Origin of the sequence: Asticcacaulis sp. SL142 (genome assembly GCF_026625745.1) — a bacterium.
Taxonomy (GTDB): domain Bacteria; phylum Pseudomonadota; class Alphaproteobacteria; order Caulobacterales; family Caulobacteraceae; genus Asticcacaulis.
The window spans coordinates 1,240,342-1,256,134 of sequence record NZ_CP113061.1 but is presented as its reverse complement, the minus strand read 5'-3'; the positions used below and the strand labels follow the sequence as shown (position 1 = coordinate 1,256,134).

Annotated in this window: 13 protein-coding genes; 5 read left to right on the top strand and 8 right to left on the bottom strand. The window is 54.3% G+C overall.

Annotated elements, in window-relative coordinates; genetic code table 11:
- Window positions 1-187: 187 nt before the first annotated feature.
- The 3 genes from OVA03_RS05765 to OVA03_RS05755 form a co-directional block, all read right to left on the bottom strand.
- Window positions 188-1,780, bottom strand: a complete 1,593-nt coding sequence (locus tag OVA03_RS05765; RefSeq protein ID WP_267527200.1) for a family 43 glycosylhydrolase — start codon at window positions 1,778-1,780, stop codon at window positions 188-190.
- A 56-nt stretch (window positions 1,781-1,836) separates the two neighbouring features.
- Complete coding sequence (locus tag OVA03_RS05760; RefSeq protein ID WP_267527199.1) at window positions 1,837-4,425, bottom strand: MGH1-like glycoside hydrolase domain-containing protein; 2,589 nt, start codon at window positions 4,423-4,425, stop codon at window positions 1,837-1,839.
- Between the two features lie 510 nt (window positions 4,426-4,935).
- Window positions 4,936-5,889 carry a sodium-dependent bicarbonate transport family permease gene (locus tag OVA03_RS05755; protein ID WP_267527198.1) on the bottom strand — a complete coding sequence of 318 codons (954 nt, stop codon included), beginning with the start codon at window positions 5,887-5,889 and terminating at the stop codon, window positions 4,936-4,938.
- Between the two features lie 91 nt (window positions 5,890-5,980).
- Here OVA03_RS05755 and OVA03_RS05750 point away from each other — a divergent pair, with 91 nt between their 5' ends.
- Window positions 5,981-6,859: a LysR family transcriptional regulator gene (locus OVA03_RS05750; RefSeq protein WP_267527197.1), complete on the top strand. Its 879-nt coding sequence runs from the start codon at window positions 5,981-5,983 to the stop codon at window positions 6,857-6,859.
- Window positions 6,860-6,868: 9 nt separating this feature from the next.
- Here the strand turns inward: OVA03_RS05750 and OVA03_RS05745 are convergent, their stop codons facing one another.
- Complete coding sequence (locus tag OVA03_RS05745) at window positions 6,869-7,582, bottom strand: response regulator (RefSeq protein ID WP_267527196.1); 714 nt, start codon at window positions 7,580-7,582, stop codon at window positions 6,869-6,871.
- Window positions 7,579-9,099: a sensor histidine kinase gene (locus OVA03_RS05740; RefSeq protein WP_267527195.1), complete on the bottom strand. Its 1,521-nt coding sequence runs from the start codon at window positions 9,097-9,099 to the stop codon at window positions 7,579-7,581. The genes OVA03_RS05745 and OVA03_RS05740 overlap by 4 nt, the downstream gene beginning before the upstream one ends.
- A gap of 741 nt (window positions 9,100-9,840) precedes the next feature.
- Between OVA03_RS05740 and OVA03_RS05735 the strand changes: the two genes are divergently transcribed.
- The 4 genes from OVA03_RS05735 to OVA03_RS05720 all read left to right on the top strand — a co-directional run bounded on the left by OVA03_RS05735 (window position 9,841) and on the right by OVA03_RS05720 (window position 14,138).
- Window positions 9,841-10,059: a zf-TFIIB domain-containing protein gene (locus tag OVA03_RS05735; RefSeq protein WP_267527194.1), complete on the top strand. Its 219-nt coding sequence runs from the start codon at window positions 9,841-9,843 to the stop codon at window positions 10,057-10,059.
- Window positions 10,060-10,159: 100 nt separating this feature from the next.
- On the top strand, window positions 10,160-11,152 hold the full coding sequence (locus OVA03_RS05730) for a TerC family protein (protein WP_267527193.1): 993 nt from the start codon (window positions 10,160-10,162) through the stop codon (window positions 11,150-11,152).
- A complete protein-coding gene (locus OVA03_RS05725; protein WP_267527192.1) occupies window positions 11,139-11,936 on the top strand; it encodes an ion transporter in 798 nt (265 codons plus the stop codon). Before OVA03_RS05730 ends, OVA03_RS05725 begins: the two co-directional genes overlap by 14 nt.
- Before the next feature lie 186 nt (window positions 11,937-12,122).
- Window positions 12,123-14,138: a putative bifunctional diguanylate cyclase/phosphodiesterase gene (locus OVA03_RS05720; RefSeq protein WP_267527191.1), complete on the top strand. Its 2,016-nt coding sequence runs from the start codon at window positions 12,123-12,125 to the stop codon at window positions 14,136-14,138.
- A gap of 477 nt (window positions 14,139-14,615) precedes the next feature.
- Here OVA03_RS05720 and OVA03_RS05715 read toward each other — a convergent pair whose 3' ends face one another.
- The 3 genes from OVA03_RS05715 to OVA03_RS05705 all read right to left on the bottom strand — a co-directional run bounded on the left by OVA03_RS05715 (window position 14,616) and on the right by OVA03_RS05705 (window position 15,743).
- Window positions 14,616-14,804 (bottom strand): excisionase family DNA-binding protein, encoded by a 189-nt coding sequence (locus tag OVA03_RS05715; RefSeq protein WP_267527190.1) that lies wholly within the window; start codon window positions 14,802-14,804, stop codon window positions 14,616-14,618.
- Window positions 14,805-14,991: 187 nt separating this feature from the next.
- On the bottom strand, window positions 14,992-15,444 hold the full coding sequence (locus OVA03_RS05710; protein ID WP_267527189.1) for a type II TA system antitoxin MqsA family protein: 453 nt from the start codon (window positions 15,442-15,444) through the stop codon (window positions 14,992-14,994).
- Window positions 15,441-15,743, bottom strand: a complete 303-nt coding sequence (locus tag OVA03_RS05705) for a type II toxin-antitoxin system MqsR family toxin (RefSeq protein ID WP_267527188.1) — start codon at window positions 15,741-15,743, stop codon at window positions 15,441-15,443. Before OVA03_RS05705 ends, OVA03_RS05710 begins: the two co-directional genes overlap by 4 nt.
- Window positions 15,744-15,793: the final 50 nt, after the last annotated feature.

Here is a 15,793-nt window from a genome sequence, read left to right as displayed (position 1 = left end):
TGCGGTAAACCAGAGCGGATGGGCGTTAAAGTCCATTGACCCAGAGTTCCACGACATCGCGCCTCAACGGCGGGTTAGTGAGGTAAAGGCCGGTGCTTAACGGCTAGATACAGTCTTCTTCACGATGGCCATGGGCTTCAAGTTGAGAATGGCAGACGCAGCGGGGGGGGCTGCGCCTGCGGGATTATTACTTTGCACAGTCAGGAGCCCCGTCAATTGGCGGTTTTGACTGCGGCGGTATGATTTTAAACTTGGATGAAACCTGCCATTCCAGTACGCCGAAGGCGGCGTAGGTTTTGCCGTCGGTTGAGGCATCAAGCACCGCACGAAGGCAGCGTGTGGTTACCGGTTTAAAGGCGACCTTTGAATAATCACCGGATTTGGTCCTGTAAGGTTGCGTTGGGCTCACGGCTTGCCATTCTTTTTCATCCCAGTACTCAACATGCCAGGCTTTAGGTATAGCGACTCCGGCACCCGCCCCGGTGGGTTGGTCGCCCCAGAAGTAGAGGCTAGTTCCATCAATGGTGACCGCCTTATCCCATTGGTATTGTATCCAGCCTTTGGGGGCATCGTTTCGTCCGGTCCAGTTCCCCCACATGTCGGGCGGCAAGGGCGCGGGCGGGACTCTGCCGTCCGTAAGGGCTCGCAAACGATACTGAACCGGCAGAGGGGTATTAAAGGCCGTTATACGCGCGGTGAGGGCAACATTGTTTGTCGGCGTTGAATCAACTGGCGGGCGGGTCTGAACGACTTTTTTAATAGCGGGCGGAGAGACCGTGTCGTCCCAGAATAGCTCGTCCACCGCAACACTGCGACGGAAATGGCTGCCGTCTTTGGCATCGCCGTTGTGGTAGGTGATATACCATTTGTCCTTATAGGGGACTATGCCAGCATGGGATGTGGCTGAGGTTACCGGGTCAAGAAATACGCCGCGATAGGTCCAGGGGCCGAGCGGGGAGGTGGCCGTGCCATATGCCTGGCAGGCATGATAAACGGCTTCGGTGCACGATGAGGTCGGGCTGGCATTATTGGCGGCATAGGCCATATAATAGACGCCGTTTCGCTTAAGAATCCATGGCGCCTCAAAGAAACCAGTCAGTGTGGTTACATCAATCGGCGTACCCTTTGGCGTCTTCATGTCCGCCTCCAGTTCAATGCCTTTAAGCTGTCCGAACGTGCCCCAATAGATATAGACGCGGCCATCGTCATCAATCAAAACGGTCGGATCTATATTATGAATTGTGTTTCTGACCGGCGTAGACTGAGAGAGAATGGGGCCTTCCGGGTGAAGGTCGGTATAGGGCCCTAACGGGCTGTCGGCAACGGCAACCCCGATGCCAAAACAGTCATCTGTATCGCAGCTTTTGGCCCTGACTGGCGAATAAAGATAAAAGCGCTTATCCCTACCTTGAATGATTTGGGAGGCCCACGCCCCGTCCTCCTGTGCCCATGCAAAGACTTTCTCAGGGCGCAATATATCGGGATAAAGCTTCCACTCCCTTGAAGCGGGATTACTGGCTTCGAAGATTTGCCAGTTCAGCATTTTAAAGCCGCCAGCGTCCACTGGTGCCTCGTCACGTCCGGACAGTATGTAGAACGTGTCACCAACCACCAGTGGCGCCGGGTCAGCAGAATACCGGCTGCCGTCGGAAATCAGGGTGTTATAGTCTCGATGTATGGCAATGGATGCCGGCGCATTGAGCGGAGCTTGCTGGGCGATAGCATTGCCTGCGCACAAGGCCAGGCTGGCCGTCAGTACGGCATAGTTTAAGGGCGACATAATTCGTCTTCTTTAAAAAAGGAGATTAAATACGATGACTAAGCGAGCCTATGACCTTATTTCTCAAATACCATAAGCTCGGTAAGACCGGTACGACCCGGTGAATCATGTTTGAAGATGACGCCGACCTTGCTGGCTTTCACCGGTTTCACTTGAACGCTATTAACTGTCCCCTGTGTCGGCTGATTTGGTGTCATTGACACGATCTCCATCGGCTTCCAGTCCGTGCCATTCCAAAAGATCAATGAATAACCAAGGGGGGAGCGAATACCTGCGCCATCGCCAAACAAATAAAGATCGACACGTCCAACCGTCTTTTTCGCGCCAAAATCGATCTGAATCCAATCCGTCTCATTGGGGGATTCAAAGGCTGTCCAGCGGTTTCTGGAGTTGGATGAGAAGAAAACCTTGCCGTCATTGACCTCTTCGATCTTGTCAAAGTTGGACGTATAGGACGCACTTGCCTTGGGGTATTCCTGATGTCCTGGATTGTAAGCCAGATCATCGATTTCAGCCGTAGGTACAGACAAGGGGAGAGTGGCATGACCCCACGCCTCAACTTCCGACAATCCGGTGAAGCTGCCCGGGCTATGAATAAAGGTGAAGCGGAATTTTTCAGCCGAAACGGGATCCGCAAAGGTGACAATATTCGGTCGACGACCTTCGGGTTGTTTAGGATATTTGGTGCTTGCGGGCACTTTAAGCCACGCGCCGTCTTTCCAGTACTCAACCTCATAGTCTTTAGGTGGGCGCAACGTGTCGCCATCATCCAGGAAATAAAGTTTGAGCGATGAGACAGGTCGAACCGCCCCAAAGTTCATCACCAAGGTGTCAGACTTATTCGGTGAACCCTCCGTGGTCCAACGGTTGGGCGGGGCGTTGAGATACCAGGCGACCCCGTCATTGAGCCGCTGCAACGCCGTCTTGGGATCACTGAAGGATGCGGTAAAATTGGGGAAATAGCTGCCTTCATTATTAACGGCGAAATTAATCGCAGCGTCAGTCGGCAGCGCAGGTACAGGCGCCGGTATGGCGACCTCAAGCTTCTGCAGGGTAGGGGCGTTGCCGGCGATCTTGCCATCGACGATGAGGGTCAGGCCCTTGCCCTTGTTGTAGCGCGTGCCGTCCTGGTCCCACAGGATCGAGACGTTATGACCGTGATAGGAAATGTCATCCAATGCAAAATAGGCCCACTCTGCCGGAAACAGCGGATTGACCTCCAGCACGTCGTCGGCACGCGGGCGCAAGCCCGCCAGTCCGGTAATGACAAGGTCGATGTAGGACGAGTGGAAATAATGCTCGCTATGGCCATCCACAATTTGCCAGGCACCGGTGTCCGGATTAGCCGCTTCCGCGATGTAAGGCTTACCCTCGTGGCGCTGTGTGAGGGTATAGACCTTTAAAAGCTTCACATAGTCGGCCTTAGTGACATAGACCTGCTCATAGTTGTTAAGCAGGTTGGCCATCGCTTCAAGAGTTTGCGCTGTGGCGTAAGGCCATGAATCGCCGCTCCAGACGCAGCAACGAGGCGTTATCTTGAACTGGGGGTCGTTCCGCTCGACCGTGGTCGGTCCATACGGCGCGAAAAACCCGTTCGGGTCCATAATCGTCTTCCATGCCGCCGCATAGTCGACCTTCGCCTTCGGGTCGGGCAGATTGAATTGCCAAGGCACAAAGCCGAGGAGTTCACGACCGTGCGTGTTACCCGCATACTTACCCGTCTCGTAAGTAAGCGTTCCAGCCTTTATTCCGTCCTGCTCGTCTTGAGAGAACATATGGAAGAAATGCTGACGCTTGGGATCCCACAAACGATTTTGGACTTGAGCCCGCAGATCGGCGGCTTTGGCCGAATAGAGCTTGGCCGTGTCAGCATCACCCGCCAAAGCGGCCGTATTTGAGATCGCCACAGCGTCCGCATACAGATAGCTGTTCAGTGTGGGGCGGAAACCAGGTGCCCCTGAAAACCAGTCTTTGACTTGTCGCGAGTTAATATTGGTTTCCATGCCATCTTGATGTCCAGTTTGATAGAACATCTTGAAATCGGCATTGTAACGGTCCCGCTCCCAACCGCTATATTGCTCCACCATGTCAGGAAGCAAGCTCAAGACGAACGACTTGTCACCCCAGGTCTCATAGAGACCCCACATGCTTGCACCAAACCAGTTGCTATAATTTCGTGGTTGAGCGCCCGGTGTATGAAACCAGTAGCGGGCATAATCACGGGTGACGCGCTGATCCTTCAACCAGCGCATGTCTGAGAACTGCAACCCCACCGGGGCTACAATTGCGCCGTAGGTGCCCGACCACCATGGGCGGTCGATGAACTCTGTGACCGAATAGCCGTGTTCCGGCGACCCGTAGACGAAGTGCTTCGTCATCATGTCGAAGCGATAATAGTAGGTGGCGTCGATCTCTTTATCCGGTGTTTCTAACATCGGCACATTAGCCGTGTACCAATCCCAGTCCTGATTATCGAGGAACCTCATCCTATCAAGGACAGTCTGGGGTTTAAGGACGCCGTTACGAGCCTCCTTGTCCGCGGCAGCAATAGCTGGCGCCGCTTGGGCATATGAGGCTGAAGGCAGGGCGCATTGTCCCAGAAAGGCAACGCCAGCGAGCAGGCTGCTGCGGATAAAATGTCTCATGTGTTTCCCTTGTCGTGAGCCCTGCTTTAAATTCGGGCTATATAAATTATACGATATACTGGAGTCGGTGAAAATCAAGCCGTTGTTCAATAATATTATAATTAATCAGCTTTTTTGCCCAGGGGCAGTCACTTCCGGTGAACTTAAGCTAGTGTTATCGGGCGATCGAGACTGATTAAGCGATTGAGCCCCGAGGGAAATCACATAGGTTTTAGACACCAACCTGTGGGAAATCTGTCGCACTTCGTCCGGGAGTTATCGCCTGCGCAACAAAGCTCCGCTCATCTGGAACGGCCATTAACTTTTTTAACACTGTGCTTATGAGCCAGATCCCGATCAGGCGGCATAACGCCAAACTCAGGTAGCGTTGTAGGTCCGGCACCGCGGTGCGTAGCTGGTTGGCAAGCCGTTAGCCGGACAACTGGAGCGGCGTAAGATGGCACGCTTTCCGTGGCGGTATGCCTCCATCACAATTTCCGAGGCAAGCCTTAGGGGCTCCATATTAAGGTGTCATAGATGGGTTAGGTAAAAGTATGTAGGAATACCTATCAGGATATTGAACGGAAAGGTTATGGCAAGGCTCATGGGTACGTAGATCGCTTGCTGTGCCTGGGGCAAGGCGACGCGCATCGCGGCCGGAACGGCGATGTAAGACGCCGAGGCGCACAGGACCGTAAACAAGAAGGCCGTTCCATCGTCCAGACCAATTATTCGGCTGGCGATTAAACCCAAAACGGCACCGATCAGGGGCATATATAGCCCGAAAGCCAACAAGCCTAACGAGAACTGCCGGACGTGCACGAGGTTTCGGCTAACGGTCAGCCCCATGTCGAGCAGGAACAGGCAAAGAACGCCCTGGAACGGGTCAATGAACAGGGCACTTACGCCGGTTAACCTGCTTGATCCGAGGGCCGCACCAATGAGCAGTGAACCAATGAGTAGCAAGACCGCGCCGTTAGTGGCGGTCTCTGCCAGAAGGTGACCGAACCGCTTTTGCGCCCCCTTACCGCGTGCCAGCATCAGCCCAGACACAATCGCCGGGGCCTCCATCATAGCCACCACGGCAACAATATAGCCCGCGAAGGCCACCTGATTGAGTTCCAGATAGCTGACGGCGGTCGCGAAGGTGACGATGCTAACAGAACCATAGTGCGCCGCCGTTGCGGCAGCCGTCGCCCTGTCGAGCGAAGTGGTAAACTTTAAAAGCGCATAGCCGATCACGGGCTGAATCAGCCCGAACAGTATGCCAATAACGAGGGTAGCGGCAAATTCGAGCGTTGGCACGCCTTCCGCTCTTAGAGCCATACCCCCCTTAAGGCCGATCGCCATCATCAGGAAGATCGACAGGAACTGACTGATGCTACGCGGCACGCTCAGGTTGGAGCGAACAAGACCCGCAAAGATGCCAAGACCGAAAAACAGAACCGGGGCGGAAACCATGCCCTGAACCAAAGAAAAACTCATCTTCACCTCCACTGGACGTCGGGGTAGAGGAGTTGCTGTTATTCGTAAAATGGAATATTCTTATCGCAATTATTCGATTCATAGATAACCGATGTCATTCAATACCGATAGTCAGACTTTGAAGGCCTTCATGGCCCTGGCTGAAACCTTAAATTTCACCCGCGCCGCCGATAAGGTGGGTCGAAGCCAATCCGCCCTAAGTATGCAGATACGCCGCCTTGAGGACAGTGTCGGCCATGCCCTGTTTCAGCGGACGCAGCGCTATGTGAAGCTGACGCATGAGGGAGAAATATTTCTGGGTTATGCGCGATCTATTCTGGACCTCCAGCGCGAAGCCTTTTCACGGATGCATGAGCCGGAGGTTGAGGGCGAGATTCGTCTGGGTACGCCGGAGGATTTTGCCACCCACTACCTCCCCGATGTTCTTGCCGCGTTTCGCGCCCTGCATCCGCGGGTGCTGCTCAATGTCAGTTGCGACCTGACCCTGAACCTCGTCAAGGCGTTCGAGCAGGGCCAGCACGATATTGTACTGGTTAAACGCGACCCTCAGACGGTGGACGGCGGTGTTCGGGTGTGGCGCGAACCGCTGGTCTGGGTGACCGGAGAGCTCTCAAGGGGAGCGTCTGGCTCGGTCAACGATACGGCACTTACCCTGGCGCTTTCCCCGCCGCCGTGCATCTACCGGGCCCGCGCCCTGGCCGCGTTGGCGCGTCAGGGTCGGAACTGGCGCATAGGCTATACCAGCCCTAGTCTGACGGGCACCCTGGCGGCGGTGAGGTCGGGGTTAGGCGTCAGCGTCCTGCCCGCCAATATGATACCCAAGGGCGTCAGGGTGGCTGACCACTGGCTGGGCTTGCCTGATCTTGCCGATGCCGAAATCGCCATGTTGACTGCCGACGGGCTAGGTCCGGCCGGCACTATGTTGGCACGGCACATAATTGACAGCCTTGACCAGATGCGCTCCAACTAAAATAGCGCCTCAACTCAACGCACTAACGCCCCCGGAGGCTTCCAGGCGATAGCCAATGCCGGGTTCGTTGACGATGAACTGATCACGGGCCGGATCAAGCTCTAACTTCTGGCGGAGTTGGGCAATGTAGATCCGCAGATACTGATTGTCCTCGATATAGGCATCTCCCCATACCTTCTGCATGAGATATTTGTGTGTCAAAAGCTTACCCGAGTGCAGAGCGAGGATCTTCAATAGGGCGAATTCCTTGGGTGAAAGCTTGATAGTGATGTCACGCACCGTAACCTTATGCGCCGTCAGATCTATGCACAGGTCACCGACCCGCACCACGGTATCCTCGGCGACGACCAGGACTGAATCCCGCAGGGCGGCACGCAATCGCGCCAGCAACTCGCCCGTGCCAAAAGGCTTGGTCACGAAGTCATTGGCTCCCATGTCGAAGGCCCTGATCTTTTCGTCCTCAAGGTCGCGGGCGGATACGATAAGAATGGGTATTTTCGACCAGCTTCTCAGCATAGAGATGACCTCGGTGCCGTCCATGTCCGGCAGGCCTAGATCCAGCAGCACCGCATCAGGCTTAACCGATGTGGCCAGACGCACCCCCTCGCGGCCCGTCTCAGCCGGAATGACGGCATAGTCATGTGAGGTCAGGGTAATGGTCAGGAACTTGCGGATCTGAGGGTCGTCTTCGATGACCAAAATTTTGGGCTGCAAACCACTCATTCGGTTTCCTCTTCAGGCAATATCAAGGCCAGCGTGGCGTCTATGGGGAGGGTAAGGCGCATGCAAGCCCCCGTGCCGTCCGGCGGATCGATAGCCTGGACTGCGCCACCGTAGATGTCCATAATCTCACGGCAGATGTATAGCCCCAGTCCTGTGCCAGCGATCTTATGGTCGCCTTCGACGGCACGATAGAATTTCGTGAAAACCAGATCGCGTTGCGTCGGAGCTATGCCTTCGCCATCATCATCTATATCGATAATTACCCCGCGTTCCACCTGTCGCGCCCCGACCGTAATGGTGCCGTTCGCGGGCCCATATTTCAGCGCATTTTCAATTAGATTCAGCAGTACCAGATCGAACAGCGACGGGTTTACGTTTAGCAGCGGAAAGCCCGTATCAATCTCTATTCTAAAGCTTTGTTGACCTATCAGGGGGCGCAAAGACCTCAGCACACCCGAAAGTGCGTCGCGAATATGTACGGGTTCGGATTTAGGCCGAACGCCGGTCTCAAGACGGCTCATTTCGATAAGGTTGATGACAAAACGGTTCAGTCTCTGCGCCTCCGCAAGACCGTCTCCGACAATCTCAGCGGCGGTGTCGTCCCCGCGCCCCTGCAGGGCTTCGAAGGCGCCAATAATCCCGACCAGGGGGGTTTTGAAGTCGTGCGATAGAGAGGACAACATAGCACGCATGAATCGTTCGCGGTCAGCCTGACGAACCTGTTCGGCACGCGCCTCGGTCAGGGCGGCGCGACTGATGGCGAGGGCGACCTGACCTGCCAAAGTCGAGAGGAAGCGGGGCGGGAAGGCGTCCGCGACCGGGACAAGCCCCTCTCGTGGCTCAAACACCAGAACACCCACCACATCCCCGGCCTCTCCGAGGGGGAGAATAAGGCGTGGGTCGGTGGCAAATATTGCCTGACCTTGCCCTGCCGCCTGGCAATGGGTCATGACCTCGTCGAAAACGGGATCAAGGTCGGACATCGATTTCAGGTGAACGCGGCACGGCACCTTTATGATGGTCGAAATCCTGTGCTCTGCGGCGGCGCAGACGTCGCCGACAGAGGTTTTGCCGATCAGATCCTGGTTGAGCTGATAGAGGTCCGTTAGAAAGTTTTCCCGCGCCTGGCCTTCGCGCGTCATGCGTCGCAGGCGTGTGGCAAGCGCGCTGACAACAAGGCTTACGGTCAGAAGGACGACGACCTTGGCAAGCACTTGCGGGTTGGTGACGCTCTGCGACCCATAAGCGGTGCTCAGGACAAGGTTATAAGCCATGACACTCAGGGCGACCGCGCCCAAAGCTAATCTGGGATCGAAATATACGGCCGCGCACAAGACCGGCAATACAAAGAGAATACCTAAAGACTCTGGCGATTTAAACCCCAGATGTCCCAGCCCGAAGGCCAGACTTGCCGCCAGGATAACCAGACCGAAACTCAGAAGGCTCTCTTGCCAGAGCGTCAGTCGATCTCTGCGGAGCGCGCGGACATGATCTTCGAGGAGGAGAGCGGGTGACATGTGACCTGACCGGTTGGAGTTATCAAAATGACTATCATTTTAAGGCCCGGAGCGCGACCCATACGATTTTTCGCTCAACCTGACAAAATTAGCTTTAAAGAAAAAAGCTGCCAGGGCCATTTAGCCCTGGCAGCGGTGCGGTCGCAAAAACGTTGCGACCATCCCAGGGCCCGAGGGGTAAAACGAGCCACAGGGATATTTCGAACCCCCAACGGGGGGGCGGTGCGGGTTCGAAACAGATCAACGCATCATGTCGGGTTTCTGACGTAGCGTACGCTTTTTACCTTCACGTCGAGAGGACTTGAAAGTCTGCCCGGGAATCTCCCCGTCATCCTCTCTCGAGCGTAACGGCGCGGGCCGCTGATGCAGAGCGCTGTAAGGGTTGGTAAAGCCTAGGTCGTCATGGGCACGCATGGGTATGTTCCTCTCCAAAAAACAGTGTCCTCACACCTTTAAAGCTGTAGCGAGTCTCGCTTGGTCTGGGTCGACACGTTGAGCGCCTCTCTCGCACCACCACACTAGCCGCAAGGGTCGCCAAAAATCTGTGGCGATGTGGGCTTGTACGCGCTGTGTTTGTGCTGCCGCAGTGTAGCCATTCCGTAAACAGACGGCGGCGCCTTCACAGCGATCCGGTCAGCAAACTCAGGCAGATTTCAAACGGTGTGCGGCGCTATCCTGACGGGATGGCAGCGACACCCGAAGTCACGCCCATAGTCTGAAACAAAATATCGAGAGTGCCCCATGGACCCGACTACCCGATCAGATCGCAGTTGCCCCGACTGCCTTATCCCTCTCAGGCTGGAGGTCCACGAAGCCCTTAGTTTCGACAAGTGCCCGCAATGTGGCGGCATCTGGCTCGACAAAGGTGAGATGACACAAATCGTCGAAATGACCCTGCACAGCGTCATGCCAACGCCCTTTACCCGCCGCCGGGGTCGTTCACTTTCCGATCTGGATTGAGCGCTTAGCGCCCTGCCGCCTCCCTGCCACATAACCCAAGCACATTTGCGCAACCCGTTCCCCACAGAGCATGAACGGGCCGAATTTCAGAAAGTCTTCTATGGAAATCTTTTTCGAGCTCTTTATGGGCAAGCCCGTGTGGATGTGGGCCAGCTTCATCGTCATCGTGGTGACCCTGCTGGCGTTCGACCTCGGCGTCCTGCACCGCAAAACCCATGAGATCAGCATCCGCGAAAGCTTGTGGATGTCCGCCTTTTACATAACCATCGCCCTGGCTTTCGGCGGCTGGGTGTGGTGGTCGCTCGGGGATCAGGCGGGCAAGGAGTATCTGACTGGCTTCATCGTCGAAAAGACCCTGGCGATGGACAATGTCTTCCTGATCTCACTGATTTTCACCTATTTCGCGATCCCGCCGATCTACCAGCACAGGGTGCTTTTCTGGGGCATATTAGGTGTGATCGTTCTGCGTGGCATAATGATCGCCTTGGGGGCTACCTTGGTTTCCCAGTATAGCTGGGTCCTCTATGTTTTTGCCGTATTCCTGATCTTTACCGGCATCAAAATGTTGCTTATGGGCGACAAGCATCCCGATATCGCCAGCAATCCCTTGCTGAAGCTAATACGCCGGGCATTCCCCATCAGCGACCAGCTTGATGGCCAGAAGTTTCTGACGCGTCAGCCCGACCCCAAAACCGGGAAGTGGCGGCTTTACGCCACGCCCTTGCTGGTGGCACTGTTACTCATCGAGTTTGTCGATCTCATCTTTGCGGTAGACAGCGTTCCGGCAATCTTCACGATTACCCTTGATCCCTTCATCGTATTCACCAGCAATATATTTGCGATCCTGGGTCTGAGGGCTTTATACTTTGCTTTGGCCGCGATTATCCATCGCTTCAAGTACTTAAAGCCTGCCCTGGCGTTTGTTCTGATCTTCATCGGCTCCAAGATATTCATTGCCGACGCCCTGGGGCTGGAAAAATTCCCGGCGAATATTTCCTTGGCGGTTACCCTGGGTCTCATTGCCATGGGCGTTATTGTCTCTCTGGTCAAAACTGCCAAGACAGCACCGGAGGCAGACCATGGTCGCGATTGAGACCTGGCGGGCGCGGCTAAGGGACGGACTGGATCATCCCGCAGCCACGACGGTTATTGTAGGTCTGATCGTCATTAATGCCATAGTCCTGGGCCTTGAAACCTACCCGATGGTCATGGCGCTTATAGGCTCACAGTTGTTAATGCTAGACCAACTGCTTCTGGGTGTATTCGTAGTGGAATTGCTGCTGCGTTTGTTCGCTCAGGGGGGACGTTTTATTCGCGATCCCTGGAACCTTTTCGACACCGTCGTGATCGCCTTGGCTCTGCTACCTGCGTCAGGCGCCTTGAGTGTACTGCGTGCTTTGCGCGTTGTCCGCGTCCTGCGACTTATCTCTATCTTTCCCAGTTTGCGTCGCGTCATCTCCGGCATCGCTGCCGCGCTGCCGGGCATAGGCTCAATCGGGGCTATACTGCTTATTCTGTATTACGTCTTTGCCGTCATGGCCACCAAGCTCTTCGCCACCAGCGCACCGCAATGGTTTGGCAGTCTTGAGGCGTCTTTGTTTAGCCTGTTTCAGATCATGACGCTGGAGGGTTGGGCTGATATGACACGTGAACTGGCCCAGACCCAGACGCTCGCCATACCGTTCATGGTGGTCTTCATCCTGGTCTCCACGTTCACGGTTCTCAACTTGTTTATCAGCGTTATGCTGGAGGCCATGCAGAGAGTAACTATTGACTCAGATGCCAACAGTCCGGATTCTCAAACCGCCGCGTTGGAAACTCTTACGGTCGAGGTTCAACGATTAAGGGCCCGACTGGACGAGATGGTGGCAAAGTAAAGGCAGGGAGCCAGATTTGGTTTGCAAACGTGATAAATCAATTCCGAACGAAATCGCCTAATCCGTGATTTCAGTTGTGTGGGGCTTATCATTGCCGGTGATGTCGATCCTGTTTCATGGCCACAACGATAAATTAATTCAGATTTGTTACAATAAAAGCTCAGGCGGTATGGGTTTAATGTGATAATGGTACGTGAATACTATATAGGGGATGCGGTTTACTTTAAACTGGTAAAAAGCGCCTATGGTAATTTGTTGCCAATGCTGTTTGTGAATGTGGCGGCTGCGCTTGGGGCGACGTGGGTATTAATGAGCGCGGGCTTTGCGGCGGCCATATACTGGTTTGGCGGCATGATTTTCTTAAGCCTGCTTCGATTAGCAGGTTTGCAGAGATTTAACGCCCTGCTTCGACGGGCGTTGATAACCAAGAAAAGCGACCTTACCCAGTGGAAGAAATACTATGGCGTAGGGCTGTGTTCATCAGGGTTATTGTGGGTGATCCTGGCATGTGACGTTGTACTGGGTGTGAGCGGAACGGCCAGCGTGTCCGCAAAATATACACTTATCATCATCATATCCTCCCTGGCGGGTGGTGCCACAGGCGTAACGGCAGCCCTGAAGCGGGAAGGGCGTCTATATATTAGCATACTTTTGCTGCCAGCTTCGGTGGCTCTGGCGGTTGCAAATTCCGGCGATATTGTTATCGCGGGGCTTGGTATTGTGTTCTGGGTCGTTATGCTTGTGGGCCACAAGAATAACCATCATATCCTCCGCCAGAGCTATGAACTTCAGCACGAAAACTCGAACCTCATTCATAGCCTACGTACCTTAAACAGTTCGCTGGAAGCTAAGGTGGTCGAACGCACTGTGGCTTTGAAGGAAATTGCGCACAAGGATGCACTCACGAACCTGCTAAATCGCCGAGGCTTGATGGAGTGGGCACATCAAACCTTAGATGAAAACCCCGGTTTGCGCCTGGCTGTCTTGTTTCTTGATCTTGATCGGTTCAAACAGGTCAATGACGCTCTGGGTCATGATGTGGGTGACCATGTGCTCGCATGTGTGTCCAGGCGGATCCATGAGCAGTTGTTTTCAGATAGTGTGATGGCCCGTTGGGGCGGCGACGAGTTTGTGATTGCGGTGCCTCTGAAGTCGGGGGATACCGAGCATCTTCAGCACCTCCCGTCATTGATTATCGAGGCGGCAGGTATGCCTGTTATGCTGAATGGCGAAGAAATTAAATTAGGGGTTAGTATAGGTTACGCAATTTACCCGGATGATGACCCGTCTTTTACAAATATCATCCAGGCGGCTGATCTGGCGGTCGCGGAGGTCAAACGTACCGAACGCGGCGGCGTTCTGGCTTATAGTGAAACCTACGCCGAGGTGCAGCGCCGGCGCTATGATCTCAGTCGAGCCCTCGCCAAGGCGATTGGCACGAACGAGCTGAGTTTAGTGTATCAGCCAATTGTGAGTGCAAAAACCGGGCGTGTCGTAGCCCAGGAAGCACTGGCCCGCTGGAACCATCCCCTCCTGGGTCAGATCAGTCCCGACGAATTCATCAGACTTGCAGAAGATACGGATAGAATTAATGCCTTAGGGGAATGGACCCTTACTGAAGCCTGCCGTTATGCAAAAAGCTGGAGCTCTGACGCGTCGCATGTGAAAATTGCCGTCAATGTTTCCATTAAACAAATGGTGCGGGGGCATTTCGATTTAAAGGTTGTTCAAATTTTGAATGCCACGGGCCTCAGCCCAAGCCGGCTTCAACTTGAAGTCACTGAGTCAGTCTTTGATGATGAGCATATGGAAATGGTGCTGTCCTGCGTGAAAAATCTTCGGGACCTTGGTGTCGACGTTCATATCGACGATTTTGGAACCGGATATTCATCGCTGTCGCGGCTTCACCGCTTCCAGGTTGGGGCTGTAAAAATAGATCGGTGCTTCGTGAATGAGCTCTCCGGTAAGGGGCGCGTTGTCATTGAAAGTACCGTTATGATCGCGCGCCAATTCGGCTTTGAAATCATCGCTGAGGGCGTTGAAACGGTGGAACAAGCCAAGGCACTTTATGAAATCGGAGTGGATGAGTTTCAGGGGTACTACTTTGGTCGCCCGCAGGCCGAGGCATCGCACACGGCGTTTCGCCCTGTCTGGGCTGGTGGCGATCACCTGGAGACGCATCAAAGACACGGGCGCAATTAACTACCGAATTATGGGTTGAAGGGGTGACCAATTAGGAGCTGGGATGAAAAGCGAAGCACGAAAGGCTGCGGTCGTGGCCTATAAAGAGCGGAAGAGTAACGCGGGTATTTATGCCGTGCGCTGTACGGCTTCCGACGCAGTCTGGATCGGACAGTGGTCGGATGTGGAAGCTTCATTGGCACTTTCACGAGGCCATCACTCCAATAGGTACAATGAACTCGTCAGCGACACATGGGAGGCCGATCCGTCCCGTTTGAGTAGGTCCTTGCACCTCGATCACTGTGGATTCGGCACGGCACCAAGGTGGCTTGGCTCGGTGAGCAGCGGGACCACAGCGGCTAAATGGCTGTTTTAATTAAGTGTAAATCTCGGTGGTTGTGCGCTCCCGCAACCTCTGGCAGATCGAAGGATCGACGGTTAGTCCAGTGTTTGCCGACTCATAACGTCAGTTTGGACCAGTGTTCATTTCTGCAGGCACTAAGGTCGTGGCGGACTGGGCGAGAGAAATTCCATCAAATCGCTACGGAGCAAAAGCCGTGTCTTACCGACTTTGAGAGACTTCAACTCCCCGCGAGACATTCGCTCGTAGATAAAGGACCGGCTAAGTCCGGTTAGTTTCGAGGCCTCGTCGATACGATAAGTTATTTTCTCTGGAATTGGCGCCATCTGAAAAACTCCTTTGTGAAGCTTTATCATTGATCCATCGCCGTTTTTTTCGAATCGTTTTTACGGCGTCACAAATAGCTCTTTCGCCGCAAATGGGTTTGTCCATTTTGATCCGAGTTGAAATGCCCATGTCCCGTATCGCCACCGAACCCTCCATCGACCACCGAGTAGCGCTCGCCAGTATAGGTTAAGCCGTCCGACGACTATCCCGTCGTCTCGATGCGAGATGCGCGCTAGACGCCATCTGCTGAATTTCCGGAAGCAGATTTGGGTGATTATCCAAAAGGCGCAACAGCAACATCAAGCTTGGAGCTGGCTCCGTCTTGCCAAGTTCATAGCGCGAAAACGCGTTGACGCCACCACCGAAGACCTGGCCGGCGGCCTTGCGATCAAGTCCAAGTTTCTCACGAACGGCGGCGATGTAAGCACCGCGCCCGTCGCCTTCGTTCACATGCTGATTGAACTTCAACATCTCTGTAGATACGCGCTGCGCCTCGTCGGCGCCCAAGATGAACTCACCACATTCAGCGCACCCAAAGCCTTCGACGTTTTGGATGGTCGTTCGTTGCCCTTTGTAGACGTGGGGAAGGTCGCGAGTTGATTTTGTCACGCCCTCGGCATTGCAAACATCACACTTCATGATCTCTCCTTGAATGACAAAATGACGACGTTCTCGACGACCTTAAACTTGATGTAGAGGTCGAAGCCGTCGGCAACGGGTTTATATACATCCTGCCATTCCGAGTGATTGTTGAAGCTGGTTGTGCTTTTGTCAAAATCACGAGATGTCAGTTCAAGCATCACCTCAAACACGCCGTCAGCGTCGTAACCCAATTCAGTCGCTGTGGTCAGAGCCGTGAACGTGATCCGGACCTTGTGGGCCCTTATGAGGTCCTGAACGACAGATAGTGTGTAGGATGGTGTGCTTTTATCGGTCACGATATTAACCTACTTGGTTATCAACTTCAACGAATTTATGAGACGTTGGG

Bases quoted from the DNA above. Each gene is read 5' to 3' on its own strand.
- OVA03_RS05740 (WP_267527195.1), bottom strand. From the start codon at position 9,099: ATGTCACCCGCTCTCCTCCTCGAAGATCATGTCCGCGCGCTCCGCAGA.
- OVA03_RS05765 (WP_267527200.1), bottom strand. From the start codon at position 1,780: ATGTCGCCCTTAAACTATGCCGTACTGACGGCCAGCCTGGCCTTGTGC.
- OVA03_RS05730 (WP_267527193.1), top strand. From the start codon at position 10,160: ATGGAAATCTTTTTCGAGCTCTTTATGGGCAAGCCCGTGTGGATGTGG.
- OVA03_RS05720 (WP_267527191.1), top strand. From the start codon at position 12,123: ATGGTACGTGAATACTATATAGGGGATGCGGTTTACTTTAAACTGGTA.
- OVA03_RS05735 (WP_267527194.1), top strand. From the start codon at position 9,841: ATGGACCCGACTACCCGATCAGATCGCAGTTGCCCCGACTGCCTTATC.
- OVA03_RS05710 (WP_267527189.1), bottom strand. From the start codon at position 15,444: ATGAAGTGTGATGTTTGCAATGCCGAGGGCGTGACAAAATCAACTCGC.
- OVA03_RS05760 (WP_267527199.1), bottom strand. From the start codon at position 4,425: ATGAGACATTTTATCCGCAGCAGCCTGCTCGCTGGCGTTGCCTTTCTG.
- OVA03_RS05725 (WP_267527192.1), top strand. From the start codon at position 11,139: ATGGTCGCGATTGAGACCTGGCGGGCGCGGCTAAGGGACGGACTGGAT.
- OVA03_RS05745 (WP_267527196.1), bottom strand. From the start codon at position 7,582: ATGAGTGGTTTGCAGCCCAAAATTTTGGTCATCGAAGACGACCCTCAG.
- OVA03_RS05715 (WP_267527190.1), bottom strand. From the start codon at position 14,804: ATGGCGCCAATTCCAGAGAAAATAACTTATCGTATCGACGAGGCCTCG.
- OVA03_RS05750 (WP_267527197.1), top strand. From the start codon at position 5,981: ATGTCATTCAATACCGATAGTCAGACTTTGAAGGCCTTCATGGCCCTG.
- OVA03_RS05755 (WP_267527198.1), bottom strand. From the start codon at position 5,889: ATGAGTTTTTCTTTGGTTCAGGGCATGGTTTCCGCCCCGGTTCTGTTT.